The sequence below is a fragment of the Azorhizobium sp. AG788 genome (assembly GCF_004364705.1).
GTDB lineage: Bacteria > Pseudomonadota > Alphaproteobacteria > Rhizobiales > Xanthobacteraceae > Azorhizobium > Azorhizobium caulinodans.
In genome coordinates this window covers 341,794-367,283 of record NZ_SOBM01000005.1, presented here as the reverse complement: position 1 = coordinate 367,283, position 25,490 = coordinate 341,794, and the positions used below count along the sequence as shown (strand labels likewise).

General features: G+C 68.4%; 17 protein-coding genes. 6 read left to right on the top strand and 11 right to left on the bottom strand.

The window, feature by feature from the left end:
• Positions 1-65 precede the first annotated feature (65 nt).
• From DFO45_RS15195 to wecB, 7 genes are all read right to left on the bottom strand, one after another.
• Positions 66-1,049, bottom strand: a complete 984-nt coding sequence (locus tag DFO45_RS15195; RefSeq protein ID WP_133865529.1) for a twin-arginine translocation pathway signal — start codon at positions 1,047-1,049, stop codon at positions 66-68.
• On the bottom strand, positions 1,042-2,121 hold the full coding sequence (locus tag DFO45_RS15190; RefSeq protein ID WP_133865528.1) for a hypothetical protein: 1,080 nt from the start codon (positions 2,119-2,121) through the stop codon (positions 1,042-1,044). The genes DFO45_RS15195 and DFO45_RS15190 overlap by 8 nt, the downstream gene beginning before the upstream one ends.
• A gap of 10 nt (positions 2,122-2,131) precedes the next feature.
• Positions 2,132-3,517: an MBOAT family O-acyltransferase gene (locus DFO45_RS15185; protein ID WP_133865527.1), complete on the bottom strand. Its 1,386-nt coding sequence runs from the start codon at positions 3,515-3,517 to the stop codon at positions 2,132-2,134.
• A 24-nt stretch (positions 3,518-3,541) separates the two neighbouring features.
• The gene (locus DFO45_RS15180; protein WP_133865526.1) at positions 3,542-4,237 is read right to left on the bottom strand and encodes an alginate O-acetyltransferase AlgF; all 696 of its coding nucleotides are present in this window, start codon (positions 4,235-4,237) and stop codon (positions 3,542-3,544) included.
• Entirely contained in the window at positions 4,237-6,354 is a 2,118-nt protein-coding gene (locus tag DFO45_RS15175) for a glycosyl transferase family protein (RefSeq protein WP_012171741.1), read from the bottom strand. The genes DFO45_RS15180 and DFO45_RS15175 overlap by 1 nt, the downstream gene beginning before the upstream one ends.
• A gap of 24 nt (positions 6,355-6,378) precedes the next feature.
• Positions 6,379-8,610: a hypothetical protein gene (locus DFO45_RS15170; RefSeq protein ID WP_133865525.1), complete on the bottom strand. Its 2,232-nt coding sequence runs from the start codon at positions 8,608-8,610 to the stop codon at positions 6,379-6,381.
• A 71-nt stretch (positions 8,611-8,681) separates the two neighbouring features.
• Positions 8,682-9,839 (bottom strand): UDP-N-acetylglucosamine 2-epimerase (non-hydrolyzing), encoded by a 1,158-nt coding sequence (wecB, locus tag DFO45_RS15165; RefSeq protein ID WP_348633843.1) that lies wholly within the window; start codon positions 9,837-9,839, stop codon positions 8,682-8,684.
• A gap of 119 nt (positions 9,840-9,958) precedes the next feature.
• On the opposite strand from wecB, the gene DFO45_RS15160 reads away from it, so the two are divergent.
• Entirely contained in the window at positions 9,959-10,966 is a 1,008-nt protein-coding gene (locus DFO45_RS15160) for a DUF4434 domain-containing protein (RefSeq protein WP_133865523.1), read from the top strand.
• Positions 10,967-11,018: 52 nt separating this feature from the next.
• Here the strand turns inward: DFO45_RS15160 and DFO45_RS15155 are convergent, their stop codons facing one another.
• Positions 11,019-12,422: a sigma 54-interacting transcriptional regulator gene (locus DFO45_RS15155; RefSeq protein ID WP_133865522.1), complete on the bottom strand. Its 1,404-nt coding sequence runs from the start codon at positions 12,420-12,422 to the stop codon at positions 11,019-11,021.
• Between the two features lie 125 nt (positions 12,423-12,547).
• On the opposite strand from DFO45_RS15155, the gene DFO45_RS15150 reads away from it, so the two are divergent.
• The 5 genes from DFO45_RS15150 to DFO45_RS15130 all read left to right on the top strand — a co-directional run bounded on the left by DFO45_RS15150 (position 12,548) and on the right by DFO45_RS15130 (position 19,101).
• Complete coding sequence (locus DFO45_RS15150; RefSeq protein ID WP_245518110.1) at positions 12,548-13,627, top strand: 3-hydroxyacyl-CoA dehydrogenase family protein; 1,080 nt, start codon at positions 12,548-12,550, stop codon at positions 13,625-13,627.
• 23 nt (positions 13,628-13,650) lie between these two features.
• Entirely contained in the window at positions 13,651-14,430 is a 780-nt protein-coding gene (locus tag DFO45_RS15145; protein WP_012171735.1) for a 3-hydroxybutyrate dehydrogenase, read from the top strand.
• A 55-nt stretch (positions 14,431-14,485) separates the two neighbouring features.
• Positions 14,486-15,694, top strand: coding sequence for an ABC transporter substrate-binding protein (locus DFO45_RS15140; RefSeq protein WP_133865521.1), 1,209 nt, complete (start codon positions 14,486-14,488; stop codon positions 15,692-15,694).
• Between the two features lie 174 nt (positions 15,695-15,868).
• Positions 15,869-16,171 carry a Nif11-like leader peptide family natural product precursor gene (locus tag DFO45_RS15135; protein WP_133865520.1) on the top strand — a complete coding sequence of 101 codons (303 nt, stop codon included), beginning with the start codon at positions 15,869-15,871 and terminating at the stop codon, positions 16,169-16,171.
• A 119-nt stretch (positions 16,172-16,290) separates the two neighbouring features.
• Positions 16,291-19,101 (top strand): type 2 lanthipeptide synthetase LanM family protein, encoded by a 2,811-nt coding sequence (locus DFO45_RS15130; RefSeq protein ID WP_133865519.1) that lies wholly within the window; start codon positions 16,291-16,293, stop codon positions 19,099-19,101.
• A gap of 6 nt (positions 19,102-19,107) precedes the next feature.
• Here the strand turns inward: DFO45_RS15130 and DFO45_RS15125 are convergent, their stop codons facing one another.
• From DFO45_RS15125 to DFO45_RS15115, 3 genes are read right to left on the bottom strand one after another with little or no spacing between them, the layout of a single operon-like run.
• Positions 19,108-21,984 (bottom strand): NHLP bacteriocin export ABC transporter permease/ATPase subunit, encoded by a 2,877-nt coding sequence (locus DFO45_RS15125; protein WP_133865518.1) that lies wholly within the window; start codon positions 21,982-21,984, stop codon positions 19,108-19,110.
• The gene (locus tag DFO45_RS15120) at positions 21,981-24,179 is read right to left on the bottom strand and encodes an NHLP family bacteriocin export ABC transporter peptidase/permease/ATPase subunit (RefSeq protein ID WP_208299802.1); all 2,199 of its coding nucleotides are present in this window, start codon (positions 24,177-24,179) and stop codon (positions 21,981-21,983) included. The genes DFO45_RS15125 and DFO45_RS15120 overlap by 4 nt, the downstream gene beginning before the upstream one ends.
• Positions 24,176-25,444: an NHLP bacteriocin system secretion protein gene (locus tag DFO45_RS15115; protein WP_133865517.1), complete on the bottom strand. Its 1,269-nt coding sequence runs from the start codon at positions 25,442-25,444 to the stop codon at positions 24,176-24,178. The genes DFO45_RS15120 and DFO45_RS15115 overlap by 4 nt, the downstream gene beginning before the upstream one ends.
• Positions 25,445-25,490 lie beyond the last annotated feature (46 nt).

Genomic DNA, 25,490 nt, shown 5'->3' with positions numbered 1-25,490 from the left:
CCATCACCTGCGCAGGACAGATGACACGCCCGGATATTTACGGATCCGAAAGACTTTGGGCGCCCTCACTTGCCGATGGCGGCCGCCATGCGGTCACGCCAGACCTGAGGCTGCATCAGGGATGTGGCATCCCACTGTGCGCCGGCGGCCGGGCCGCTATGGAACGCCCCCTCGTTGAACTGCCAGACGACGACCTGCGGCGGCTGCTTGGCGAAATCCGGCGAAGTCACATATTGCAGGAAGGTGAACCAGGGCCCCACGTTGCCGGGATTCCAGGTGAGCGACACGGGCCTGTCGAGATCGTTCGAGAGGCGCTGCGGGAAGCCGAGGTAGGGCTGCACGAAACTGTTGCCCACCACATGGACGGGGGCGGGCGCGGCGTCCAGCAGGGTCTTCTTGGCCTCCGGAGGCGTCCGTACCGTGTAGAGGTCGGGACCGACCTGCTTCTGCTGCTCCGGCGAAAGGAAGCGCTGGGCGAGATCTCCCATGTTGCGCTGGGTGACCCACTCGCCGAGCTTGTCTCCCGTGCCGGCGCTGCCGGACAGTCTGACGCCGGCCTTGATGACCTTGGCGACCTCGTCCGCCGCCGCCTCGGCAGACCAGGCGGTCCAATGGTAATCGGCGCGGTAGAAGGCCGTCTGCCGGCCCGTCTCCACGCTCTTGAGCACCGGACGCAGATCAACGGTATCGACACCTGCGGCCTTAAGCTGGGAGAGGACGAAGTCGTAGCGCGCGCCGACGTCAGGCGTCAGGCGCGTGCCGTCGGGCAGACGGTCCTGATAGAAGCTGGCCTTCAGCGGCACTACCATGGTGATGAGCTTGATGTTTCGGGCATTGAGCCGGTCGCGTGCATCCTTGATGAGCCCGATCACTCCCTCGATACCCGGCTTGTCCGCATCCGTCAGGCTCTCCCAGCCGGGAAACAGCCAGCCATTCTTGCCCATGATGATCACGTTTTCCTGCGCCCTGGCGGCCGGTGCCAGCAGGCTCGCGCCGGCGAATGCGGCGGCGAGGCTGAGGACAGTGCGGCGGTTCAACGTGTCAGTCATGGGCATGGATCTCCATGTAGCGGCGCTCCGCCGCAGTGAGCGGAAGCGTGAGGGAGCGGGCGGGCCATTCCCATATCACCAGCTTCACCGGCTTCAGGGCCTCCGGCCCCTTGTCGAGCAGGGCCAGCAGCGCGCCGGAAAAGCCGCCCCCAGCCTCGCTGCGCTGGACCACTTCCCTTTGCAGCGCGTGTTGAAGCGATTCAAGGAAACCGGAATTGAGGGAATAGGACGAGCCCGCAAGCACGGTGTCAGGTGCGGGGGTATCGTCCAGCAGGCCGCCGGAACGGGCAATATCCGCACTGACGTCCCGCACGGTGTCCGGCGCGGGGCCGAACCAGGAGGCGGTCCGCGTCAGGTTGGCGAGGCGCATCAGGTCTCCGGGCCGCAGATGGTCCGGCCCTTCGGTGAGCGTCACCTGGGTCTTTCCGTCACTGTCGAGGCGACGCACGACAGCAGCCACGCGCGCGGCCGCAAACGCGGCCCCGGAAACATCCCAGTGGGTGTCGGTGCGCAGGAAGCCGGGCGTCGGCCAGCCGGCCGTCAGGTCGATTTCATTGAGCGCGAGACTTGCCGTGCGCGCGTGCCATGCCGCGAGCCGGTCACGGGCCTGCGACGAAACAGAGAGGGCGCAGGATGTCTCCGGCGTCATGGCCACCTTGTCCGGCACCGGCAGGACCACGAGCGTGATCCCGCGCCGGGCAAGATCCGCCGCGATCATCCCCGCCATCCGGGCCCGCGCAGCAAGGTTGGCCGCTCCGCCTTTCACCTCCAGGGTCTCTTCGGCGAGAAACAGCCAGCCGGGGCAGCCGGCGCGCACCTGCGCGCCCGCATCCTTCAGGAGGGCGTATGTGGCTCCATCCACAAAGCCGTTCAGCGCGGCGCTCTCCGGCGCTCCGGCGGCAACGTCGCGGTCGAAGGCGGCAGCAAAGCTGCCGGTGAGGATGCCCTGCCAGCTGAAGCGATCCACCACGGCGCGCCCCGCCGGCCCTGAAAGGTGGGCGGCCACCGAGACCAGCCCGCCGACGCAGCAGGCGAGGAAGAGGAAGGCGGCGACGATGCGATGGTCCCTCATCCGCGCCTCCTCAGAACTGGAAATACAGGAAGGGAACGACCGTGCGGCCCTGGAGCACCCAGACGGCGGCCAGCCACAGCGGCAGGGCCGTCCAGGACGTCAGCCAACGTCCCTTAGCAGCCAATTGCGGCGAAGCCCGACCGGCGAGCGGTACGTAAACGAGCGCGATCCCCAGCGCGATGGTGAGCAGGTGCGTCGGTCGCAGCGCGGCGCCGAGCGCGTCGGAGAGCCCCCAGCCGTTGGCTCCGGACAGACCGTGAAGCATCACGCCGAACTCGGCCCAGGTCTGGGCGCGGAACAGCAGCCAGCCGAACAGCACGAACAGCAAGGTGGCGACGTGGCCGACGAGTACCGGCGGGACGGGAAGGCCCACGGCACGCCACAGGCGCACCCACACGAGGCCGATACCGTGCCACAGCCCCCACACGAGAAAGGTCCAGCTCGCGCCATGCCAGAGGCCGCCGAGGCCCATGGTGATCATGACGTTCACGCAGGAGCGCGCCAGCCCGGCGCGGCTGCCGCCGAGGGGGATGTAGAGATAGTCGCGCAGCCACGTGGACAGGCTGATGTGCCAGCGCCGCCAGAATTCGGTGATGGAGAAGGACAGGTAGGGATTGTCGAAATTTTCGTGGAATTTCAGGCCCACCATGAGCCCGAGGCCGATGGCCATGGAGCTGTAGCCGGCGAAATCGAAATACAGCTGGAGTGCATAGGCGAGGACCGAGAGGCCGACGTCCGCAGCGGACGGGTTCGACAGCGAGAAGCCTGCATCCACCAGCGGCGCCAGCGTGTCCGCCAGCAGCACTTTCTGGGCGAACCCGAGCATGAAGCGCTCGACGCCCAGTGCGAACTCGTGCCGGTCGAAGGCGCGCGCCTTCAGCCGCTCGGCCACCCATTCATAGCGCACCACCGGACCGGCAACGAGGTGGCCGAACATGGACTGGTAGGTGGCGTAATTGATGAAGGAGGGTTCGGCCTTCACCGTCCCGCGGGCTACGTCCACCGAATAGGAGATGGCACCGAAGACGAAGAAGGACAGACCGATGGGCAGCACGATGGCCTGCCAGCCGGTGAGGGGGGCGCCGAGGGAGAGCGCCGTCTCCGCGAACAGGTTGGCGTACTTGAACCACACCAGCGCCAGCAGCGGCCACAGGATGGCGACGATCAGCGGCAGGCGCCGCCGCTCCGGCGGACGCGCGGCGATCCACAGGCCGGTGAGCCAGGACCAGACCGCGATGGAGACGATGAGCGGCAGGAAGTCGAGCCGCCACCAGGCGTAGAAGGTCCAGGAAAAGGCGAGGATGACGAGATTGCGCCAGGCGGCGGGCGCCAGCGCATAGGTCGCGAGGAAGACCGGCAGGAAGAGGAAGATGAAACTGTCACTGGCAAAGACCATGCGGCGGCGCCTCCCGATGCGCCGTCAGTTGGCCGTGCCGCGATAGGGCTCGGTTTCATCCACCTGTCCCTGCAGGACCGGCGCGGTGGCGCTGCCGCCGAGGAACACGCTGTAATGATCCCCCGCCTTCAGCTTCGGAAGGCGCACGGGGGCGGAGGCGAGAGGACCGCACCTCCCCACGAGGCTGGCGTCCACGGGGTTGATTGCGCGCTGACGGCTCTCGCTCTGCGGCACCCCATCGAACACGGTCGGGCCGTCGGCGACGGCGAGGGCGGCCGTGCATCCCTCGGCCAGATTGTAGAAGCGCAGCATGACCTTGAGGTCGTCTCGGCCTTCCGTGGCATCCGGCAGCGGCTTTGCGCTCCATCCCCCCGGACCACCCGACAAGGCGATGGTGAGGAAGCCGTCCGCCACGGGCACGATCTCGCCGGCGACCGGCTTGCCGTCCACGGTGAGCGTCACGGGCTTGCCGCCGGGTGCCACTCGATAGGCAAGCGCGCGTTCGGTGGCGGGACCGAGGGTGACCGGCGTGCCGCCCGAAAGGGAAACGGCCGCCGCGGCAGCGGTGGGGTTCACCACGCGCACGTAGGCTGCCCCCTGGGGCGGCTTCGGCGCGTAGAGCCGTGTCAGCGGCGCCGTCTGGGCGCCGGCGAGACCGGGAAACATCACCGCCGCGGCCAGAAGCATGGCGAGGCCCGCCTCAAGATGTCGCTGGCCCATCACGCCTCCACCTGCTCGCGCGCCTGGCGCCGTTGCTCTTCGAATGCCGCCTCGACCGCTTCGCGTGTCACGACGCCGCGCGCGACGAGGAAGTCACCGATGCGGCCGTCACGCTCGGGGCGGTAATCCGCGATGGCATGCTCGAAATCGGCTCGCTTGACCAGCCCATGGTCCATGAGCACGTCGCCCAGCAACGGCACGTTTCCGTGTTCGGCCGTCGTGAACTGGTCGGGTGCCTCCGACAGCAGCCGCAGGCCGGATGCGATCTCGCTTTCGCGGGCCACGAACTGCCGTGGTACGCCGCCCAGCGCATTGCCGACCTCCAACAGCGCTTCGGCGGGCAGAGGACCGCCCACTGCGATGCGGGGCGTGCCATCCGGCGCGGGGCCGATGGAGATGGTCCGGAAGCGCACGCTCAGGGCCCGTGGCATGTCGTCCGCATGCAGCTTCACATCCTCCGCGCTGAGGTGGCAGCGGGGCAGGTCGGCCTGCACGGCGATCGCCTCCGCCAGCGTTTCGTCATCCAGCCAGCCTTGCGCCATGAGCACGCGGCCCAGCGGGATGTCCCGCTTCTTCTGCTCCGCGAGGGCCTCCTCGAGCCGCCCGTGGTCGAGCACCTGCCAGGTCAGCAGCAAGTCGCCGAGACGGCGGCGGCGGGCCAGCAACTGGTCGGCGGTCGGAAAGAAGTGGGCGGTCTTGTCCCACGTTACCGGTGCGCCGAAGATCGCATTCTGAAGGAAGACACGCCACGCGCGGGCGGCGGCCATGAAATTCACCGCGGTGCAGACCACCATGCGCGGCAGGGAAAGCAGGCCCTGCTCGTAACCATAGATGCGCGAGACGAAATAGGCGCGCTGGATGGCGCGCAGGAAAAGCGCTGCCAGATTGAAGCCCAGAACCCAGCTCAGCCAGGGATTGTCGGCAAAGACCGGCGGGAAGCGGACGGTCCAGATGCCGGCGAGCGCCGCCAGATAGAACAGCATGAAGTGGATGACGAGCACGTAGGCGAGGATGCCCACGAGCGAGGTCACCAGCGATTTCCGGTCACGGAACAGCAGGTATTTGGTCGCGAGCGAGCCGGGCCATCCGATCTGACGCCAGCTCTGCAGGGCGATCCCCAACGTCCAGCGAGCCTTCTGCCGATAGGCGGCGCGAAAATTGTCCGGGAAGAACTCACGCACGCACAGCGGCATCTCCAGCGTGGTCACGCGCTCGTTGCCGAACATGGACCGGCGGCGAACCTCGTACTGCACCGGGAAGCGCACGAAGATCGACTTCATGCCGAGACGGGACAGTCGCAGGCCGATGTCATAGTCCTCGGTCAGGCTGTCCACGTTGAAGGGACGGCCGCCATTCTCGGCACAGAGTGCGAGGAGAGCGTGGCGCGAAAATCCCGTGCCGACGCCCGCCGACGGCACCATGCCGGAGATGCTTTCGCGGACCGGCAGGTCCTTGCCGTGCCATTCCGCGAATTCGTCCATGTAGGTGGCTGCGACCAGCTCGTACCAGTTGCGTTCGAGCGAGACCACGGGCAGCTGGACGAGGTCCTTGCGGGGCAGGAGGTAGTTGAAAAGATAAAGCTCCAGCGGATGCAGGACGTCCTCGCTGTCGTGCAGCACCACGCCGGCGAACTCCGTCTGATGGAGTTCCTCGTAATGAAAGATGGCCTGGATCACCCAGTTGAGGCAGTCGGCCTTGCTGGTCGGGCCGTTGTGCGGCAGCTCCACGCGCTGGAGTTGCTTGTAGCGCCGGCGCATGCGCTCGACCTCTGTGATCGTCTCCGGGTCGTTGGGATAGGTGCCGACGAAGATCACATAGTCGCGGTAGTTGAGGCTCGCGACCATGGTCTCGAGCATGACCGCGATCACCTCCGACTCCCGCCAGGCCGGAATCATGATGGCGAAGGGCTGCTGGTCCTTCTCCACCAGTTGTTCCGGCGTCAGCGGCTGGAACAGCCGCTTGACCGTGAGCCGGCGATAGCCTTCGCGGATCCAGAAATAGGCGTCGATGAACAGGTCATCGAGACTGGAGATGGCGATGACGATCGCCGTCGCGGCAGCGACCCATTCCAGGACGACGTAATATTCGGCGCCCCCGTAGGTCAGGAAATACTGCATGCTGCCGCCCTTCCGGATCGCGTCTCACTGCCGCCTGGACGCCGCACGGCGTGCCAGTGTGGCAAGCAGCACGAAGAGAAGGAAGACGATGATGCCGGCGCCGATCACGATGGCGCCGAAGGAACGGCCGACCTGGGTGAAGATGCTGAAGGGATCGCGCTCCGTCGCGGCGGCGACGCCGTCGGAGGATTGCGTGTCGATCGCGACCAGCGTTCCGTCGGCCGAGAGCGCGGCGACATCGCCGCGTCCGAGCAGGAAGTTCGGATTGAGAACCGGGGCCTCCTGGCCGATGGTGCGGTAGACGACGCCGTAGCGGTCACCGGACTTCACCGCTTCGGCAACCCCGAGCCGGGAGAGGCCGGAAACGTCCAGCATGGGCCGGTTGCCCGAGCCGTTGAGGACGAGGCGGCCACCTTCCACATGCACCTTGCCCTCCACGCCGGCGACCCGCGCGTCCACCGCGAGGAAGGCGTTCTCCGGCCGCGCCTCGGCGCCGTCGGCAACAACCGTGAAGTCGGAGCGCTCCGGCGGGACGCCGGCGGCATAGGCGAGAGAGATCACACGGCCGAGGGTCGCGGGATCGGCGAGATAAGCGCGCGGGATCACAAGCGTCGCCTTGTCCGACAGGCGGGGCATGACGCCGATGAAGCTGACCGCCGACGGCGCCTGGGCAAGCATCACGCGGCTGGACGGCAGGACGGCCACAGGGAAGGCTTGCGGCACTTCGCGGCAGCGGTCGCTCACCGGCTGACGCTGGACCACCACGCGCAGGGTGTTGCGGGCGAGCAGCGCATAGTTGGGTACGCTCACCGCGATGCGCTCGGGCCTTCCGTCGGCGGTTAGGCTGCGGGCGCCGAGCAGGAAGTCGTTGAAGAACACCGAGGCGATTGCAGGCGACGTTCCGGCGCCCGGGGCGGCGGAGACGTCAAGCTGGAAGCCTTCGGGAATCCGCCCGCCGGTGAAGGTGGAGGACAGGTCGAACGTGGCGCTCCACTCGCCGCGGGCCAAAACGTCGAAGCTGCCGGCGCGGCCGCCGAGCAGGGAGAGCGGGAGGGACGGGGCATTGGCGAAGTCGGGTCCGTTCGCCGCTGCGACGCGGACGGCCGGCACCAGGCCGAGCGGGCGCCAGAGCTCGGACAGAAAGCCCGCCGCATTGCCGCCGCCCTGTGCGGTGATGGCAATGACCGGGTGGCCGGCGCCGGGAAGCAGGCGGATGGTGTCGTTGACTTCGACGACGGCCGTACGGCTTTCGGCACGCCACTTGGCGATGTTGGCGGCGGCATCGGTGGACAGCCCGGCAATCTGGCCTTCCAGAGCCTGAAGGGCGGCCTCCGTCTGGGCGCGGTAGCTGTCGCTGCCGATCACGATGTCGGCCTCGAGGCCGGCCTGACGCTGCAACAGGAGAAGGGCGCCCACTTCCGCATCGCTGGCGATCCGCACCCGACCGCCGCGGGCGAGTGACTGGAAGGGACCGACCGCCTGGAGCGCGGCCGGGACGGTCAGGCCCGTGGTGTCCACTTCGTCGCCGATCCGCGGAAGGGTGCGGATCTGGGCCGTCTTGCCGCCTCGGGCGAGCACCACGCCGATCCGCCACGCCGCATCATAGACTTCCTGGGGAAGCGTGCCGTTCGGCACGAGGATGACGGGCTTCGTGGGAAGCGCCGACCAGGCTGTCGCGATGTCCCGGATGGCGGCCGTGTCGTAGCTATAGGTGAAGCGGGTCGCCGGATCGATCTCGAGCACGTTGCCGATGGAGCGCTCGTCGTCGCACAGATCCCGCCCGACCACCGATGACCAGGCGATGTTGAGATTGACGAAGCCGCTGGGGCGGGGCTCGCCGGTCACCGGCAGCGTGGCGGAAACGGCCCCCTGGTCCTCGGTCACGGCGCGGGAGAGCACTGGCACGCTGTCCACCGCGGCCACGTAGGTGGTGCGGCCGCCTTCCCCCCGCAGATAGCGGCCTTCGAGGTCCACGCGGGCATCGCGGATCGGAACGCCGGCCGGAACGGGAAGGAACAGGTCGCGGCGCGCATCCATGCCGTTCAGCACGATGGACCGGCGGATGCCCAGTTCCGAGAGCGCAACGGTGCGTGCGCCTCGCCCGCGCGCCGTGAGGCGCTCGATGGCCGCTGCAGCGGTCTCGCCAGGATCCGTGGCGGACTGCGCGCGGGCCATGTCAAAAGAGGAGACCACCAGCGCGGCGAGCGCCACGCAGCCGAGGGCCGCGCTCTTGAAACGGTTGTAGTGGACAGACATTACGACCCTCGAACGCGTGACGGACCGGCCTTTCGAGGCCTGAAGAGCTCTATGACCGATCATTTATTAAATTACCTCCGCATGCGTGCGGGCCGCTGCGCCGCACGGTCATGGAAAGGGAGCGGAATGCGTCCGCACAACACGTCCACGATGCGGCGGCTGGCGCCGCCGTCGCCATAGGGGTTGATGCGCGCGGCCGAAGCCGACGGACTGTCGGCACGATCGAGAATGCGGGTGACATGCGCGACGATGCGGGCGGCGTCGGTGCCCACAAGTTCCACCGTGCCCGCCGCGACGGCCTCGGGGCGCTCGGTCACGTCCCGCATCACGAGGACGGGCTTGCCGAGGGACGGGGCCTCCTCCTGCACGCCGCCGGAATCGGTGAGGATGACGTTCGCCCGACGCATCAGGGCAACGAACGGGACGTAGTCGAGCGGCGCGATGAGGTGCAGGTTCGGCTTTCCCGAAAGGCGTTCGTGCACTGGCCCGCGGACATTGGGATTGAGGTGGACAGGGTAGACGATCTCAATGTCCTGCCTCTGCGCGAGCGCGGCCAGCGCCTCGCAGATCTGGGCAAAACCTTCGCCGAAATTCTCCCGCCGGTGTCCCGTCACCAGCACGAGGCGTCGACCGGGGTCCAGGAAGGAGAACTGCCGGTCGAGGGTGGCTTTCAGTTCCGCATCCGCATCGATGCGGCCGAGCGTCATCAGCAGCGCGTCGATGACCGTATTGCCGGTAACGAAAATCCGCCCTGGGGCCCGTTCGTCGCGCAGATGCGCGGCGGACTGCTCGGTGGGGCTGAACAGGTCGCGGGCCATGCGGTCCACCACCTGACGGTTCATTTCCTCCGGCCAGGGCTGGGTGAGGTCGTAGGTGCGCAGGCCGGCTTCCACATGGCCCACGGGAATCCCCCGATGAAAGGCAGCAAGCGTGGCTGCGAGCGCGGTCGTGGTATCGCCATGAACCAGCACGTAATCGGGGCGGTGCGTGGCCAGGGCCTCGTCAAGGCGTGCCAGCACACGGGACATAAGCCCATTGAGGGTCTGGTTGGGGACCATCACGTCGAGATCGATGTCCGGCACGATGCCGAAAAAGCGCAGCACCTGATCCAGCATCGCGCGATGCTGTCCCGTCACGCACACCAGTCCCGACAGATCCGCAGACGCCTCGATGGCTCGGACGAGCGGCGCCATCTTGATGGCTTCAGGCCGCGTCCCGAATATGCTCATCACCTTCATGAGGTACCGGTTATCACCTGTTGATCGGCCCCGGTTGCGAGACCCGACACGCTCCCTGCAGGCGATGGCCTAGCACGGAACGACGATATATGAATGACTGTTAATTTGGTATGCTGATTCCATCATTTAATCCGGGCCTGAGTTCTCCCACCCGCCGCGGGCTGATGTTGGCGGTAGCGGGGTGTGGCGCGCTCGCCCTGACTTCGTCGGGCCCTTTCCAGCGCTGGCTGCCGCGCCGGCTGGACGGCACGTTTCTCCAGGCATGGAAGAGTGACCTCGACCTTCCGCGCAGCGCGTGGGCAGAGCGCATGCACCTGTTCGCGACCCTGGATTGCCGCCACCTCATCCTGCAGTGGGTCTCCTTCGGCCAGGAATACGGCCTGTCCGCCCCGCTGCTGCTGGATATTCTCGACTTCGCCCTGGCGGCCGGGGTGCGGGTGACGTTCGGCCTGCCTTATGATGGGGGATACTGGCAGATGCTGGCCTCCGGCGATCGGGCAAAGCGCGCGGCCTTTCTCGATAGCGTCGGAACGGAGGGCGTGGCGTTCCTTGAGGCCGCGCGCCATTCCAACCATCCCGCTTTCGCCGGCTACTACATTCCCTACGAAATCGACCAGTACAGCTGGGCCGATCCTGCGGACCGCGATCTCCTCGCTGGCTATCTGCGCCGGATCAGCACCGCCGCGCGGGGGCCGGGCGTGCTGTCCATCTCCACATTTCGCAGTGGCATTCCAACGACGGCGACGCTTGAGGGGCTTTGGGAGCGCATTCTCACGTCCGTGCCCCTTAAGGTGATGGTGCAGGATGGGGTGGGTGTATTCGGCATGGCGAATTATGACCGCCTCGCCCCGCTGTTTGCGACGTTGCGCCGTCGAAACGCTGATTTCGATGTGATCGTGGAGCTGTTCACGGAGAAGCCTTCCGGCCGCACGGACGGCACGACCTTCGCGGCAGATCCGGCCACGATCGGACGGCTGCAGGCGCAGCTCGCGGTTGCCGCCGGAACCGGTGCGCGGCGTCTCATCGGCTTCGCCGTCCATCCCTATATGACCGACGGTATGCCTGGAGCGGCCGACCTGCGGCGCAGCTATCTGCGGGCGCTGTCCGCGGGCGCATGAAGTACGGCCGTGCCGGTTCTCAGGCTACCTGCGAGCTGCAGGCGCTGTCCCCTCACCCGGCGCTGCTCACTCCAAGGCCGTGGCGCTGCATCTTGGCGTAGAGATTGGAGCGGGAAATTCCCAGTGCGCGGGCAGCCGCCTGCCTGTTGCCGCATCGGCGCAGCGCATCCGTAATCATGCGGCGTTCAAGGTCGTCGACCGCATCGGAGAGGCGCGTGGAGGGCGGCGTCTGGGCTGCCGATGGCTCGGCCTCCATCCCGAGCGCTGCGGCGATATCGGCGGCGTCGATCCGGTCACTCTCGCTCCTCACATAGGCCTGCTCGATGACGTTCGCGAGTTCACGGACATTTCCGGGCCAGGTGTGGGCCTCGAGGAGATCGAGCGCGCCACGGGAGAGGGGGCGGACGGCCACGGCGAAGCTCTGGGCGATCCGTTCGCTGAACTTGCCGGCCAGCAGCTCGATGTCGCCCGCGCGTTCGCGCAGGGGCGGGAGCCGGATGGAGAGGACGTTCAGCCGGTAATAGAGGTCCTGCCGGAAGGTGCCGGCCCGCACCATGTCCGCGAGCGGACGGCTGGTCGCGGCGATCACGCGCACGTCGACACGGGCAAGCTGGTTCGAGCCGACGGGTTCGACCTCGCCGTCCTGAAGGGCGCGGAGCAGCTTGGCTTGCAGGGCAAGCTGCATGTCGCCGATCTCGTCGAGGAACAGCGTTCCCTCATGGGCGATCTGGAACTTGCCGGGCCGCGGCTGCCGGGCCGCCCCCGTAAAGGCGCCCGGCGCGACGCCGAAGAATTCGGCCTCGAGCAGGTTTTCCGGGACGGCCGCAACATTGATGGCGACGAAAGGCCGGTTCACCCGGCCGGATGCCGCATGGATCGCATGGGCGATCATCTCCTTGCCGGTGCCCGTTTCTCCCAGCAGCAGCACCGGGGAGCGCACGTCCGCGGCCCGGCGCATCAGGCGCCCCACCTCCCGCATGGCGGCGCTGGCTCCGAGAATCTGCTCGCTGGTGTAGCGGTGGGAGCGTGTGGTGGAGAGCGCCTGCTCCATGCGGGCGAGGCGGGACTGCAACTGGTGAACACGCTCAGCAATCGGACGCAGGTGCGGGATGCTGTTCTTCAGCGCAAAGGCGAAGGCGCCGATGATCATGCCGGTCTCGTCCCGCAGCGGCAGGCGCGTCACCAACAGCGACGTGTCGCCATACTGGATGATGTCCAGCGGCTGCGGTTGCCCCGTCTCCACCACTTCCCGAAGGCGGCTGTGGGGGATGACGCGCTCGATGTCCTGCCCGACGACGTCGCTCAGGCGGACGCCGCCGAGAAGGGCGAGCTGGCCCGCGCTGAACCAGACCACCCTTGAGCGATGGTCGACGATGGTGGCGCCGTCGATCATCTCCTCCACCATCTGGAGGAGCGAGCGCGCGGCGGAAAGCCTCTCTTCGGCCGAGGGGGACATCGGCGCCTCCTTCGGGAGTGTCCGGAATATGGACGGAGCTGTCAGAAGCTAGAACGTCTCGTGTTCAACGGGAAGGCATTGGAAATGCACGCGCGGCGACGTCGGCTTTGGCTTGGCCGTCCCAAATGCCGGACGAGAACAGTCCGCGACGGGCATTGATATTGCCGGTCCAGCCTTTGAAAACGCTGCAAAATCGCGCTGATGCGGCCGTGGCACGCGGATTGCTGAACATCGTCACAACGGGCGTCCCGCCCGGCAGCGCCACCCGGCGTCGCCGGGCGATGAGAACGCCTCGACCTGGGGTGGACATGCAGCCGACGAGGATCGCCGTCATCGGTGCCGGCCTGATGGGCCATGGCATCGCGCAAGCCTTCGCAATGGCCGGCCACGCGGTCGGCATCTATGAGCCAGACCCGGAACGGCGTGGCGCAATCCGCGATCAGGTCCGGGCCAATCTGCGCCTTGTTGGAGCGGATGAGTGCGTCGCGGATCGCATCGCGGTCCATGGGGGGCTGGCCGACGCCGTCGCCCGCGCTTCGGTGGTGATCGAAGCGGTGCCGGAAGACCTCGACCTCAAGCGCCGGCTGTTCGTCGAGATCGAAGCGTCGGCGTCCACTTCCGCCTTGCTGGCCAGCAATACGTCCGCCATCCCCATCACCAGCATCATGTCGGTGCTGAAGGACCGTCGCCGGGCCATGGGCACCCACTGGTGGAACCCGCCTCACCTCGTTCCTCTGGTCGAGGTCGTGCAGGGGGAGGAGACGGGGGCAGAAGAAATCGCGGCCATGATGGCCCTGCTGTCCGGCATCGGAAAGACGCCGGTTCACGTGCGCAAGGATGTGCCCGGCTTCATCGGAAACCGCCTTCAGCACGCCATGTGGCGTGAAGCCATTGCGTTGGTGCAGAGCGGTGTCTGCGACGCCGAGACCGTGGACACGGTGGTGAAGGCGAGCTTCGGCCGGCGTCTGGCGGTCCTCGGTCCGTTGGAGAATGCAGACCTCGTGGGAACGGATCTCACGCTCCAGGTCCACCGGACCATCCTGCCCGACCTCGACGGCACGCCCGGTCCTTTGCCTCTGCTGGAGGACCTCGTCCGCGCCGGGCACCTCGGCATGAAGAGCGGCCGCGGCTTTCGCGAATGGAATGCCGAGAGCGCCCGGACGGTGCGCGAGGCCCTCGCGCGGCATCTCGCGCAGACGTTCTGACCATCCATACAGGGAAGACACGCATGAAGGGACGCAACGCCGTCGTCACCGGGTCCACCTCCGGCATCGGACTCGCGATTGCAAGGTCACTCGCCGCCGAAGGCTGCAACGTGATGCTCAACGGCTTCGGAGAACCCGCCCAGATCGAAATGGTCCGCCGCGAGATGGCCGAAACCACGGGATGCACCATCGGCTACTCCGGCGCGGACATGGGACGTCCGGAGGAGGTCCGCGCCCTCATTGCGGCGGCGCAGAACACGCTCGGGACCGTCGATATCCTGATCAACAATGCCGGCGTGCAGCATGTGGCGCCCCTCGTCGCGTTTCCGGAGGACAAATGGGACCTGCTGCTGGCCGTCAACCTCTCGGCCGCCTTCCACGCCACCAAGGCGGTAATGCCGGCCATGCTTGCGCGCGGCTTCGGCAGGGTCGTGAACATCGCCTCCGCTCTGGGGCTGGTGGGCGCGCCGCATAAGCCCGCCTATGTGGCCACGAAGCACGGCCTCATCGGGCTCACCCGGTCCGTCGCGCTCGAGGTGGCGCAAGGCGGGGTGACCTGCAACGTCGTGTGCCCCGGCATGGTCATGACCCCCATCATCGAAATGCAGGTGGCGGATCAGGCGCGCGTCACCGGATTGCCGCCCGAGGAAGTGGTGCGGGAGGTGTTCCTTGAAAACCAGCCCATCCGGCGTCCGGTCAAGGCGGAGGAGATCGCGGCGGCGGTTGTCTTCCTCTGCTCGGAGGCGGCGGCCGGGATCACCGGAACCGTGCTCTCCGTGGACGGAGGCTATACCGCGCGGTGACGGGCACATGTCGTGGATAGACGATCCAACAAAAAGACACTCAGGGAGAAGCCACATGAAGGGTATCGTTCTCGCGGCGGCGCTCGGCGTCGTCATGGGCGCCATGGCAGGGCCGGCAAGCGCCCAGATGTCGGATGGAAAGATCAAGATCGGCGTCTTGTCCGATCTCACCGGCGTCTATTCGGACATCAATGGCGAGGGTTCGGCCACGGCGGCGCGCCTCGCCGCCGAAGAATTCGGGAACGCCATCAATGGCACGCCCGTGGAGATCGTCGTCGCAGATCACCAGAACAAGGCCGATGTCGCCGCGAGCATCGCACGCAAGTGGATCGATGCCGAGCAGGTGGATGTCATTGCCGATGTGCCCAATTCCGCCGCGGCGCTGGCGGTGCAGGACATCACACGGGAGCGCAAGCGCATCTTCCTGATGTCCGGGCCCGGTGCCGTCGATCTCACCGGAAAGGCGTGCAGCCCTTACGGCTTCATGTGGACCTGGGACACCCACTCCGTCTCCGCCACCACCGCGCGGGCGCTGGTCGCCAAGGGCGACAAGAGCTGGTTCTTCGTCACCGCCGATTACGCCTTCGGCCATTCCCTGGAGGATGAGGCGAGCAAGACGGTCAAGGCGCTGGGCGGCACGGTGAAAGGTGGCGTCCGGGTGCCGCTCGCGACCTCCGATTTCTCCTCCTTCCTCGTGCAGGCGCAGGGGTCGGGGGCCAAGGTGGTGGCGCTGGCGAATGCCGGTGGCGATACCATCAATTCGGTGAAGCAGGCGAACGAATTCGGCCTTCCGCAAGGCGGGCAGACGCTCGCCGGCCTGCTGCTGAACATCAACGACATCCATGCCCTCACGCTGCCTGTCGCGCAGGGGCTGATCATGTCCAACTCCTTCTATTGGGACATGAATGACGAGACCCGCGCCTGGTCCCGCAAGTTCGAAGCCAAGACGGGGCGCAAGCCCTCCATGAACCAGGCGGGCGTGTATTCCGCCGTCCGGCATTATCTCCAGGCCGTGAAGGACGTCGGCACGGATGATGCGGACAAGGTGGCGGAGAAGATGCGCGCCACCCCGGTGAACGACATGATGATGAAGAACGCCGCCATCGGCCGGAACGGCCGGGTGTTCGGCAACATGTATCTGTTCGAGGTCAAGAAGCCGGCGGAGTCCAAGGGCGCCTGGGACTATCTCAGGCTCGTCGAGACCGTGCCGGGCAAGGACGCCTATATCCCCGAAGCCCAGAGCGGCTGTCCGCTCGTGAGGTGAGGGCCGGACCGGCGCTTCGTCCGATCCACCCGAAAAAGGTCAAGGCACCGCCACGCGCAAAACGGCGGAGTGGCGGGCTTTTCCGCACCTTCGGCCTCGGAGCGGCCGGTTGCGGCGCGATTGATCGTGGGATGTGACGCATGTACGGTCCTGCGGAAACAATCGGGGGAAGCCATGTCCGCGAGCGACCAGGAAATCGAAAAGCTGAAGGCGCTCATCGCGTCGGACTCCGAGATCATGAAGGGGATCGCCGGTTCGGGTGACGTGAAGGTTGCGGCCAAGGCGCTTTCCGAATTCGCCGCCACGCGTGGCATCACCCTCTCCGCGGAAGAGGTGGAGGCGGTCTTTTCCGCCCGTGAAGGCAGCGCGCCAGCCAAGCTGGAGCCCCTGGACGAGGCGGCCCTCGACCATGTGTCCGGCGGCGGCTCGCCCTACTGCATCTTCACCAAGGGCTGCTACTGCATCTTCACGAAGTGAGGCGGTGACCCCGCCGCTCGCGCTCACGAGCGGCGGGGAGCCACAGATCGGGCCGCCAGAACGGCCATCGGTCGGTCTCCGGCAGCCGGAACGCTGAGCCGACGCGGACCGTCCTGCCCATGCCCTTCTCCGACATCCTCGCGCCCCTCGCCGTGGCGCGCGCCACGGGCCTTGAGGCGGCCCTGTCCGCAGCCGGAGCGCCGCTGTCAGCAGGCGCCCGTCGTGGTGCGATCGAGGCGCTGCTGGAACGGCTGAATGCCGTGGCCATGCCCGTTCTGGCGGAAGCGTTCACGGGCGACACGCCGCCTCCCGCCGTCGCCCGCCTGTTCGATGATCCACCCGCCTTCGTGCCGCGCGAGCGCTATGCGGCCTTCCGTGCCGAACTGATGGGCGCGGACGGCTTGCCGTGCCTCGATCGCTGGCCCGTCCTGCGCGATCGCCTCGCGAAGGTCTGCGCGGACTGGGAGTACAACATCGTCGCCTTTGCCGCCCATCTGGCGCAGGATGCGGATGCGCTCCGCGCGCGCGTTCCTGCCTGGCGCGAACGCATTCCCGACGTGGCGGATCTCAAGGGCGGGCTTTCCGACCCCCATGCGGGCGGCCGCAGCGTATGGCGCGTGGATTTCGCGGACGGAACGCGCCTCGCCTACAAGCCCCGGTCGCTGGCAGCGGAATGCGCCTTCAGCCGTCTCCTGGGCGAACTGGCCGGCGATGAGACCGTTCCCGCCCAGCGCATCCCGCGCGTGCTCGATGCCGGCGATCACGGCTGGATGGAATGGATCGAGCAGGCCCCGCTCGTGGACGCAGACGACGCCCGATCCTATATGGAACGCTGCGGCGGGCTTCTGGCGCTCGTCGATCTCCTGCGCGGCGGCGACATCCATCCCGACAATCTGATCCCGGCGGGCCCCTTTCCGGTGATCGTGGATCTGGAGTGCCTCTTCCAGCCAGGTCCGGCCGATCTCGGCCAGCCAGATCCGCTGGACGATCCGCATCTCTTCAGCAACGGCATCCTGCCGGTCTTCACGAGCTTCGACGGCGGCGCAAGCACGGTCGCCATCGCGGCGGCGGGGGCGGGGCCGGTCCCGCTGCGGCCCGAAACGGTGGTGCGGCACCCGGGCACGGACTGGCTCTTTCTCGGCAACCGGCAGGTTCCAAGTTTCGCTGATGGTCCGACGCTTGAGGGCAGGGCGCTCGACATCCGCGACCATGCGGCCGACGTGGCGCAAGGCTACGCCGCCACATTGCGCGCGATGGTCCGGCGCCGGGAGGCGCTGCTGGCGCCGGGCGGGGCGCTCGATGCGTTCCGAAAGGTGCCCTGCCGCCTGCTCTGCGCGGCGACGAACATCTATGCGCTGGTGCTCGCGCCGGCGCTGCTGGGCGATGGCGCTACGTCCGAAGCTGTCTTCACCGCCCGCCTCGCCCGTGCCGCCGGCCGCGAGCCTCTTATGGCCGATGCATCGCATTGGGGGCATGTGCTTGAAGCGGAGGCGGCAGCCCTGTCCCGCCTCGACATCCCGGCCTTTCTCTTCCGGCCGGATGGGCGCGAGGCCTGGTCGGTGGAGGGCCGCCCGCTGGGGCCTGTCTTCGCGGCTCCGATGTTCGCGCGGGTGGAAGCGCGTCTGTGGGCGCTCGACGAGGCCGCCGTCGCGGACCGGGCGCGGCTGATCGCGGCCGCGGTCACGCCCGCCCCTTCGGCACGAGTGGTGACGGGACCTGCCGATGCTGCGGCCCTCCTGCGACACTGTACCGATCAGGTGACCGCGCTGGCCGTGCCGCAGGGCGCGGACGCCGTTGTCTGGATGCGACTGTGGGAGCAGATCCCGGCCCTCGTCGCGCCGGCGGGATTGGGCCTCTATTACGGCTCGGCTGGCATCGCGGTGTTCCTGGCCGAAGCCGGACGCGTGTTGGACGATCCGCGACTGCTGGACCTCGCGCGCCGCGCGCTGCGCCCCACCAGCGCACGGGTCCGCGCTGGCGCTGCGGGCGCCATCGCCACCGGGTGTGGCGCGGGCTATGCGCAGGGGCTCGGCGGCCTCATCGCGGCCCTGTGCTGGTGCGCAGACCTGCTCGACGATCCCGGCCTCATGGACGATGCGGTTGCGTTGGCGCGTGAGACGCCGCAGGCGCTCGCCGCTTCCACGGGCGTTCTGGACCTCATGCAGGGCGCCGGGGGCCTCGCGCTCGGGCTGGGGCTTCTTCACCAAAGCGCCGGGGGCGCCGTGGACCTGAGCCCATTCCTCATGGCCGGCGGTCACGCCATCCTTGGAGGCTCGCGGCTGGAGGCCAATGACACGCGGCACTGGCCGGACGGCCAGCGGGCGGGATTGCCCGGCCTGTCCCATGGAACGGCGGGCATGGCGGCGGCGCTGGCGCACATCCATCGCATCACGGGCGATGCCACATACCGTGATGCCGCCCTCGAGGCGCTGGCCTATGAGGACACGATGTTCAACGCCGAGGCCGGCACTTGGACGGGAGAGGGGCGGGCCTCTCGTCTTCATCACCAGATGTCGTCCTGGTGCCATGGGGCGCCCGGCATCGCGCTCGCGCGCGCGGTGGTGATGGCGACGCTCGGCCCGGCCGCGGCCCCGCTCGCCCCGACACTGGAAACCGCGTTGGAGCTCACCCGTGTCACGCCCGTTCCGGCAGCGGATGATCTGTGCTGCGGCGAGGCGGGGCGGCTGGAAATCCTCTCCGTCCTGAGCGCGCGGCTCGGGCGGAGCGATCTGATGGCGGATGTGGATCAGGCGCTGGCTTCGCGCCTGCCCGGCTGGGCGCGGGGCGAGGCACTGCTGCTGGCGGCCGCGGCGCCTCGTGCGCCGGGCGATGCCGCCTTGTTCCGGGGATGGGCGGGCATCGGGCACCTCATGGTGCGCCGTCTGGCCCCTCACATCGCGCGCGATGTTCTCCTGCCCTGGGCCGGGTGAGCGCCGTCAGTCCGTAAGCTGGCGCTGGGCGAAGGCGGTGAAGAAGCCGTTGCGCGCCATCAGGGCGTCGTAGCTGCCTTCTTCTTCCACCCGCCCGTTGTTGAGCACGATGATGCGGTCGGCGCGCGCGATGGTGCTGAGCCGGTGGGCGATCACTAGGCGCGTGCCGGCGATGCGGTTGAAGCTCTCTGTCACCGCCGCCTGCGTGCGGTTGTCGAGCGCGCTCGTGGCTTCGTCGAGCATCATGATGCGCGGCTTGCTGACGATGGCGCGGGCCAGCAGCACGCGCTGGATCTGGCCGCCGGAGAGCCCGGTCCCGCCATCGGTGATGACGGTGTGCAATCCCATGGGCATGCGCCGGATGTCGTCATCAAGCGCGACGTGCCGCGCTGCCTCCCAGGCGGCATCGGGGCCGAGATGGCTGGCCGAACCGAGGATGTTGTCCATCAGCGTGCCCGGCATGAGCTTGCCGCCCTGGAGCACCACGCCGCACTGGCGGCGCACGGCCTGAATGTCGAGGCCGGCGAGGTCCACCCCGTCATAGAGCACGACGCCGGAGGCGGGCTGCTCGAACCCCAGCAGAAGCCGGAACAGCGTCGATTTGCCGGTGCCCGACGGGCCGACGAAGGCCACGAACTCGCCCGGCCGGATGGTGATGGACAGGTCGTCGAAGATGCGCGGCGCGTCGGGCTGATACTGGAAGGTGAGGCGCGAAATCTCGATGGCACCGGACAGTTCGCCGGGATCCATCTTCTCCCCATTCACTTCCGGCGTGGCATGCAGGATGGGCGCGGCATGCGCGACGATGGGCGACAGCGCCACCACCTCCACCGCCGCCTGGGCGAGCCCCCTCAGGCCTTCCAGCGCCGACGAGAAGGCGATCGCAAAGCCCACCAGCAGGCCGAGGCCGATGCTGTCCACGAGGCCGCCATAGATGCAGGCGGCGAACAGCACCGCCATGGCGAAGGCGGGATAGCCCTCGCTCAGCGTGTTGAGCAGGCTGGCGGCCCGGTCCGCGTCGAGCTGGGATCGGCTGGCCGCCGCATAAAGCCGGGCCCAGCGGTAGAAGGCCCGGTCCTCCGCCGCCGCCAGCCGCAGCTTGGTGATGCCGGCGGCCAGTTCGAGCGTCAGGCCGGACATGCGTGCATCTTCCCGGATGGCCTGCGCCTCGTAGCGGATGCGGATGAGGCCGAGAACCAGCGTGCCGGCGGCGAGCAGCAGCGTGAGCAGGATGGCGACGACGGCCAGCCGCCAAGAATAGGCGAGCATGACGCCATAGGAGATGATCGCCATCATGCCGGTCATCACCGAGCCGACGAGGGAGGCGGTGAGGGCTTTTTCCAGCCGTGCCACGGCCATCACCCGCGTGCCCATGTCACCGGCGGTGAAGCTGCGGAAGAAGCCGGTGGGCAGGCGCAGCATGCGGTCCATCACGCCGGCCTGGAGGCGGCTGCCCTCCAGCCCCTCGATGCGCAGCACCACCAGTTGCGAGGCGAGCCGGAGCACGAAGCTCATGACGGCGAGGACGCTCAAGGCCGCCGCCACCTGCGCGATCTTGCCGGCATTGTTGTCGGGGATGACGGAGGAGACGAGATAGCTGATGGCCAGTGGCACGGCCATGGCGAGCACGCCAGCGAGCAGGGTCGCTCCGGCAAGCGCCGCAAGATCGCGCACCCGTGCGGAGACGATGCGTGCCGCCACCTGACGCAGGCTGACGGGGCGGTCCGGCAGAGCCGGATAGAGCATGTAGGCGTCGCCCGACAAAGCAGCGGCCTCCGCCGTCGGCAGTCGCCGGACGGTGCGCGTCGCCGGATCAAAGACTTCGTAGCCGCCACCGGCCGGCACAACGGCCAGCGGCGGCAGGGGGGCGGCCCGCATCAGCAGGAAGGCTCCGGAATCGTGCCGCCACCAGCCGGCCTCCAGCCGCACATGTCGCAGCCGCAGCCGGCTCGCCCGCGCCAGCGCGTCGAGTTCGAACGGGCGGGGCTCATGGTCGCGCCGTGCCGGCAGGCGCACCTCGAAGCCGGCCACGCTGCCGAGGTGCGCGAGCGCAAGCACAAGCGGCTGGTCCGATGGGGGCGGCTCGCTGCGCCGGCGCCCCTGCCCGAGGACGCTTCCAAGCACTTCAAGCGCGCCGCCGGCTGATCGCCGGTCCTGCGCCGCCCGCTCCCGCAGGCGGTTCAGCTCGTCCACCGAGGCGAGGCGCAGCGCCATCGGCAGCACGTCCACCGCGAGGGCGTGGAAGCGGTCGAGGGCGGGCAGCAGGTCGCCCGCCGCCATCAGGTCCACCGTTTCCTGAGCCGCGATCGTTCCGTCCGGATCGAGCGAAATCCAGCTGTCCGGCGTGACCGGAACGGGCGCGTGCGCCTCCGTGAGCTCCATGTCCACATAGAGCCCGCCGGAGGCTCGGCACCACGCGACCCCCTGAGCGGACGTGATCTTGCCGCCGCGCGGAAGGGTCGTGGTCTCGCCGGAGCCGAGCGGCAGATCGAAGCGTGGGCGGGGCACGATCTGCCGGGAAATGGCGCGCGACAGCCGGATGATCCAGGTGTCGATGCCCGATGCCATCTGCGTGTCTGCGGCGACCGTCGCCCGCGACAGGGCGACCACTTCCGTGCCGGGCGAGCCGATGGCGAGGAACTTCACGGGCGGCAGGCTGAGGGCGGTGTCCAGCCCGAACAGCAGGTCGCCCCGCGCCGCGTCAAAGAGATGCTGCCGCGTGCCGGGGCGGCCGTCCTCCAGCACTTCCACGAGGAAGATCTGCGCTTCTCCGGCCGTGACCCGATAGCAGGCGCAAGGGTCATCGAGCAGCAGCGGCGCGTTCCCGACCACCGGAAAGGCGATTTCGGCGGCTGCGCCCGGGCCGTGCAGGGCGCCGCTCATGATTCCACCAGTCGGCGATAGGGTCCGGGGCTCGCCATCAGTTCCTCGTGCCGCCCCCGCTCCATGACGCGCCCCTCCTGCATGACGATGATCTCGTCGCAGTCGCGGATGGTGCTGAGGCGGTGGGCGATGATGAGGCAGGTGCAGCCGCGGCGGCGGATGTTGTCCATCAGCGCCTTCTCCACCGCCGGGTCGAGCGCGCTCGTCGCCTCGTCGAGAATGAGAAGGCTGGGCTCGGCGACGAGGGCGCGGGCGATCTCCAGCCGCTGGCGCTGGCCGCCGCTCCAGTTGCGCCCGCCTTCCTCCACCCGGCTGGCATAGCCGCCGACGCGGGCGACGATGTCGTCATGGATCATGGCGTCCTTGCAGGCGCGCACGATCCGGCTCTCCGGCATGGAGTCGTCCCAGAGGGTGATGTTGTCCCGCACCGTGCCCTCGAACAGGAGGATGTCCTGGTCCACCACGGCAAGGGAGTTGCGCAGGACATCCCGCTGCAGGCTCCGCAGCGGGCGTCCGTCGAGGGTGATCTCCCCGCCCAGAGGGTCGAACAGGCCGGCCACGAGGCGGCCGATGGTGGACTTGCCGCTGCCCGAGGCGCCGACCAGCGCCACGCGCGCGCCCGGCGGCAGGTCGAGATCGAAGCCCTGCACCACGTGCTGGCCCTGGGGATTGTAGCCGAACTCCAGCCCCGCAATCTGCGTGCGGCCGCTGAGCTTGCGCACCCGCCCGGTGGCGCTGGCGACGGCCTGCACTTCGGCCTCGCCCTGCTGCGCCTCGAACTCCCAGCTGAGGGGAGCGGTCGCGACATCCGACAACTGGTCGAGCGTGCCGCGCACCTGCCGAAGGGCGAGCAGTTCGAGCATCAGGGTGGACAAGGGGGTCGAGAAGGCGCTCATCAGGGTCTGGAAGGCGGCCAGCGCGCCCACCGTCATGCGGCCTTCCATCACCAGCCAGGCGGAGAGTGCGAGCACGAGGCCCCGGTTCAGCAGCATGACGCTGTCCGGCAGCGCGCCGATCAGCGCCTCGATGCGGCCGGAGGCCTGACGCTCGCGCACCAGCAGGGCCAGATAGCCGGCCCACTGTCCAAAGAAGGCGTCATCCGTGCCGCTGGCCTTGAGCGTCTCGATCATGGAGATGCCCTGGATGGCGCGGCCATGCACCTTGATGGCGGTCATGTTGACCTTGCGGGCCAGTTCCTCCAGACGCCGCTGCACCAGCACGAACACGCCCATCACGCCGGCCGTCATGACGAGCGTCACGGCGGCGAGGAGCGGGCTGTAGATCAACATCACCAGCGCGAAGAAGAGGCAGGTCACCGCCGCCAGTGCCGCCTTCACCGTCTGTTCGGCCGCATGGGCGCCGAGCTGGCGGGCGAGATCGATCCGCCCCGCCATGGTGCCGGCGTGGCGCTGGCCGAAGAAGCGCACCGGCAGACGGAGCATGCGCCAGATCATCCGGCCGGCGGCGAGGATGGAGATGCGGGCCTGGAGCCGCACCAGCAGCGTGTTCTGGAGGCCGGACAGGCCCCACTGGATCACCGCGGTGGCCACCAGCACGCCGAGCAGCGGCAGCATCCAGTCCGCCTGTGCCTCGACGATGTAATAATCGACGAAGACCTGTGTCGCGGCCGGGACCACGAGGCCGGGCAGGATGAGCCCGAGGCCGGCGAACAGCACCAGAGCGAACGGGCCACGCGCGCCGTCCACCAGCGCCGCAAGATCGCGCCGCGTGCTCGGCGGCTCGCCGCCTGTGCGGAAATCCGGACCGGGGGAGAAGGTCAGGATGATGCCGGAGAATTGCGCGTCGAATTCGGCGAGCGTCAGCACGCGCCGCCCGGCCGCCGGGTCGTTGAGATAGACGCGGCCGCCGGACATGCCCTCCAGCACGGCATAATGGTTCATGTTGACGAAGACGATGCACGGCATCGGCATGTCGGCGAGATGCTGCGGCTCGCCCCGGAAGCCCTGCGCCTCAAGGCCATAGGCGCGGGCGGCGCGCACGAGATTGGAGGCCCGGCTGCCGTCGCGCGAGACGCCGCAGGCTTCCCGCAGTTCCGGCAGGGGCACCCACCGGCCATAGTGCGCCAGCACCATGGCGAGCGACGCCGCGCCGCATTCCACCGCTTCCATCTGGAAGATGGACGGCACGCGCCTGAGCTTCGCCGTGGGCCGTCCGGCGCGCCGGGGCTCGCTCACCGGCCGCCCCCGAGGGCGTGGAACAGGCGCTCGAAGGCCGGGAAGACGAGGGTGATGATGCGCACGCGCTCCACCACCACGCTGCCGGAGACCACCGTGCCCGCTTCCACCGGCCGCGTGGCGCCAAGCTCGGAGGACCAGGCAAAGCCGCTGACGCTCGAGGGATCCCGCTTCAAGGCCACCTGCACTTCGAAGGGCGGGCCATTGGCGAGCAGGCGGGCGACGAAGGCCTCGTTCTTCAGGGTCTGCTGCACCGCCTCGCGGGTCGCCGGCGTCTCGGACACGCGGATGACCTCGCCCCGGATGAAGCCGTCGCGCTCCATGTTCACGGTGGAGGGCACCACCTGCACCGGCATGCCGGGCCGCACCTTCTTGCCCTCGCTGGAGGGCACATAAAGGATGCCTACGAGGCCCTCGCCCGCTGCGCCCCGCACTTCGGGGACGAGGCGCATGAGGCTGCTGCCGGCGCTCACCCGGTCGCCCAGCGCCACCGACAGTTCGATGATGCGGCCATCGCCCGGCGCGCGCACCAGGGTGCGTGCCGCCCGTTCGGCCTCGACCTCCGCCAGTTCCTGCCGGCTCTGGCTGAGGCGGGCGGACAGATCGAGCATATCGCGCTCGGCGCGGATGCCGCGCTCGTCCGCCTCGACCCCCAGGGCATTGATGGCGTTGGCCGCATCCGCAGCATCCCGGCGGGCCTGCTCGCGGTCGTTCTCGGTGATCAGCACGCGGTCGCGGGTGGCGAGGCCCCTACTCAACAGATCCCGCTGGTTGGCGAGCACCTGGGTGAGGGCGGCCTCGCGCTCGCGGGCCTGGCGGATGGTGTTTTCAAGCGCTTCCTTGCGCTGGGCATCGGCGCGGGCGCGCACCTCCTTCTCGCGCGCCTGAAACGCTGCGAGCTTGCGCTGTTCCTCCTGCAACTGGGCAAGGCGCGCGGTGATGGTCTGGGCGCGGGCGTCCAGCACGGGATCGGACAGCACGGCGACGATCTCACCGGCATGCACCTGCGCGCCCACGGCCACCTTGAGGTCCGAGACAGGCCCGTTGCCCGGCGCCGACACGAGCAGGACGCCGCCTGTGCCCTGAAGCACGCCTGTGCCCGCCACCTTGATCGGCGCCGTGCCGAGGATCGACCAGGCAAGTCCGCCGAGCACCACGCAGATGAACACCGCCAGCACCAGCCAGCCCATGGGCGAAGACACGCGGACCATGAGGTCGAGCTGATCCGGGCTCGTGTTGCGGAAGGCCGGGGCCGGAGCGCTCATCGGGGCCAGTCTTGGATGTTCCAGATTCCCGGCATTGGTGCGCGAG

Excerpts from the sequence above, each read along its gene's own strand:
- DFO45_RS15195 (WP_133865529.1), bottom strand. The coding sequence starts at position 1,049 with ATGACTGACACGTTGAACCGCCGCACTGTCCTCAGCCTCGCCGCCGCA.
- DFO45_RS15190 (WP_133865528.1), bottom strand. The coding sequence starts at position 2,121 with ATGAGGGACCATCGCATCGTCGCCGCCTTCCTCTTCCTCGCCTGCTGC.
- DFO45_RS15185 (WP_133865527.1), bottom strand. The coding sequence starts at position 3,517 with ATGGTCTTTGCCAGTGACAGTTTCATCTTCCTCTTCCTGCCGGTCTTC.
- DFO45_RS15180 (WP_133865526.1), bottom strand. The coding sequence starts at position 4,237 with ATGGGCCAGCGACATCTTGAGGCGGGCCTCGCCATGCTTCTGGCCGCG.
- DFO45_RS15175 (WP_012171741.1), bottom strand. The coding sequence starts at position 6,354 with ATGCAGTATTTCCTGACCTACGGGGGCGCCGAATATTACGTCGTCCTG.
- DFO45_RS15170 (WP_133865525.1), bottom strand. The coding sequence starts at position 8,610 with ATGTCTGTCCACTACAACCGTTTCAAGAGCGCGGCCCTCGGCTGCGTG.
- wecB (WP_348633843.1), bottom strand. The coding sequence starts at position 9,839 with ATGAGCATATTCGGGACGCGGCCTGAAGCCATCAAGATGGCGCCGCTC.
- DFO45_RS15160 (WP_133865523.1), top strand. The coding sequence starts at position 9,959 with ATGCTGATTCCATCATTTAATCCGGGCCTGAGTTCTCCCACCCGCCGC.
- DFO45_RS15155 (WP_133865522.1), bottom strand. The coding sequence starts at position 12,422 with ATGTCCCCCTCGGCCGAAGAGAGGCTTTCCGCCGCGCGCTCGCTCCTC.
- DFO45_RS15150 (WP_245518110.1), top strand. The coding sequence starts at position 12,548 with ATGCCGGACGAGAACAGTCCGCGACGGGCATTGATATTGCCGGTCCAG.
- DFO45_RS15145 (WP_012171735.1), top strand. The coding sequence starts at position 13,651 with ATGAAGGGACGCAACGCCGTCGTCACCGGGTCCACCTCCGGCATCGGA.
- DFO45_RS15140 (WP_133865521.1), top strand. The coding sequence starts at position 14,486 with ATGAAGGGTATCGTTCTCGCGGCGGCGCTCGGCGTCGTCATGGGCGCC.
- DFO45_RS15135 (WP_133865520.1), top strand. The coding sequence starts at position 15,869 with ATGTCCGCGAGCGACCAGGAAATCGAAAAGCTGAAGGCGCTCATCGCG.
- DFO45_RS15130 (WP_133865519.1), top strand. The coding sequence starts at position 16,291 with ATGCCCTTCTCCGACATCCTCGCGCCCCTCGCCGTGGCGCGCGCCACG.
- DFO45_RS15125 (WP_133865518.1), bottom strand. The coding sequence starts at position 21,984 with ATGAGCGGCGCCCTGCACGGCCCGGGCGCAGCCGCCGAAATCGCCTTT.
- DFO45_RS15115 (WP_133865517.1), bottom strand. The coding sequence starts at position 25,444 with ATGAGCGCTCCGGCCCCGGCCTTCCGCAACACGAGCCCGGATCAGCTC.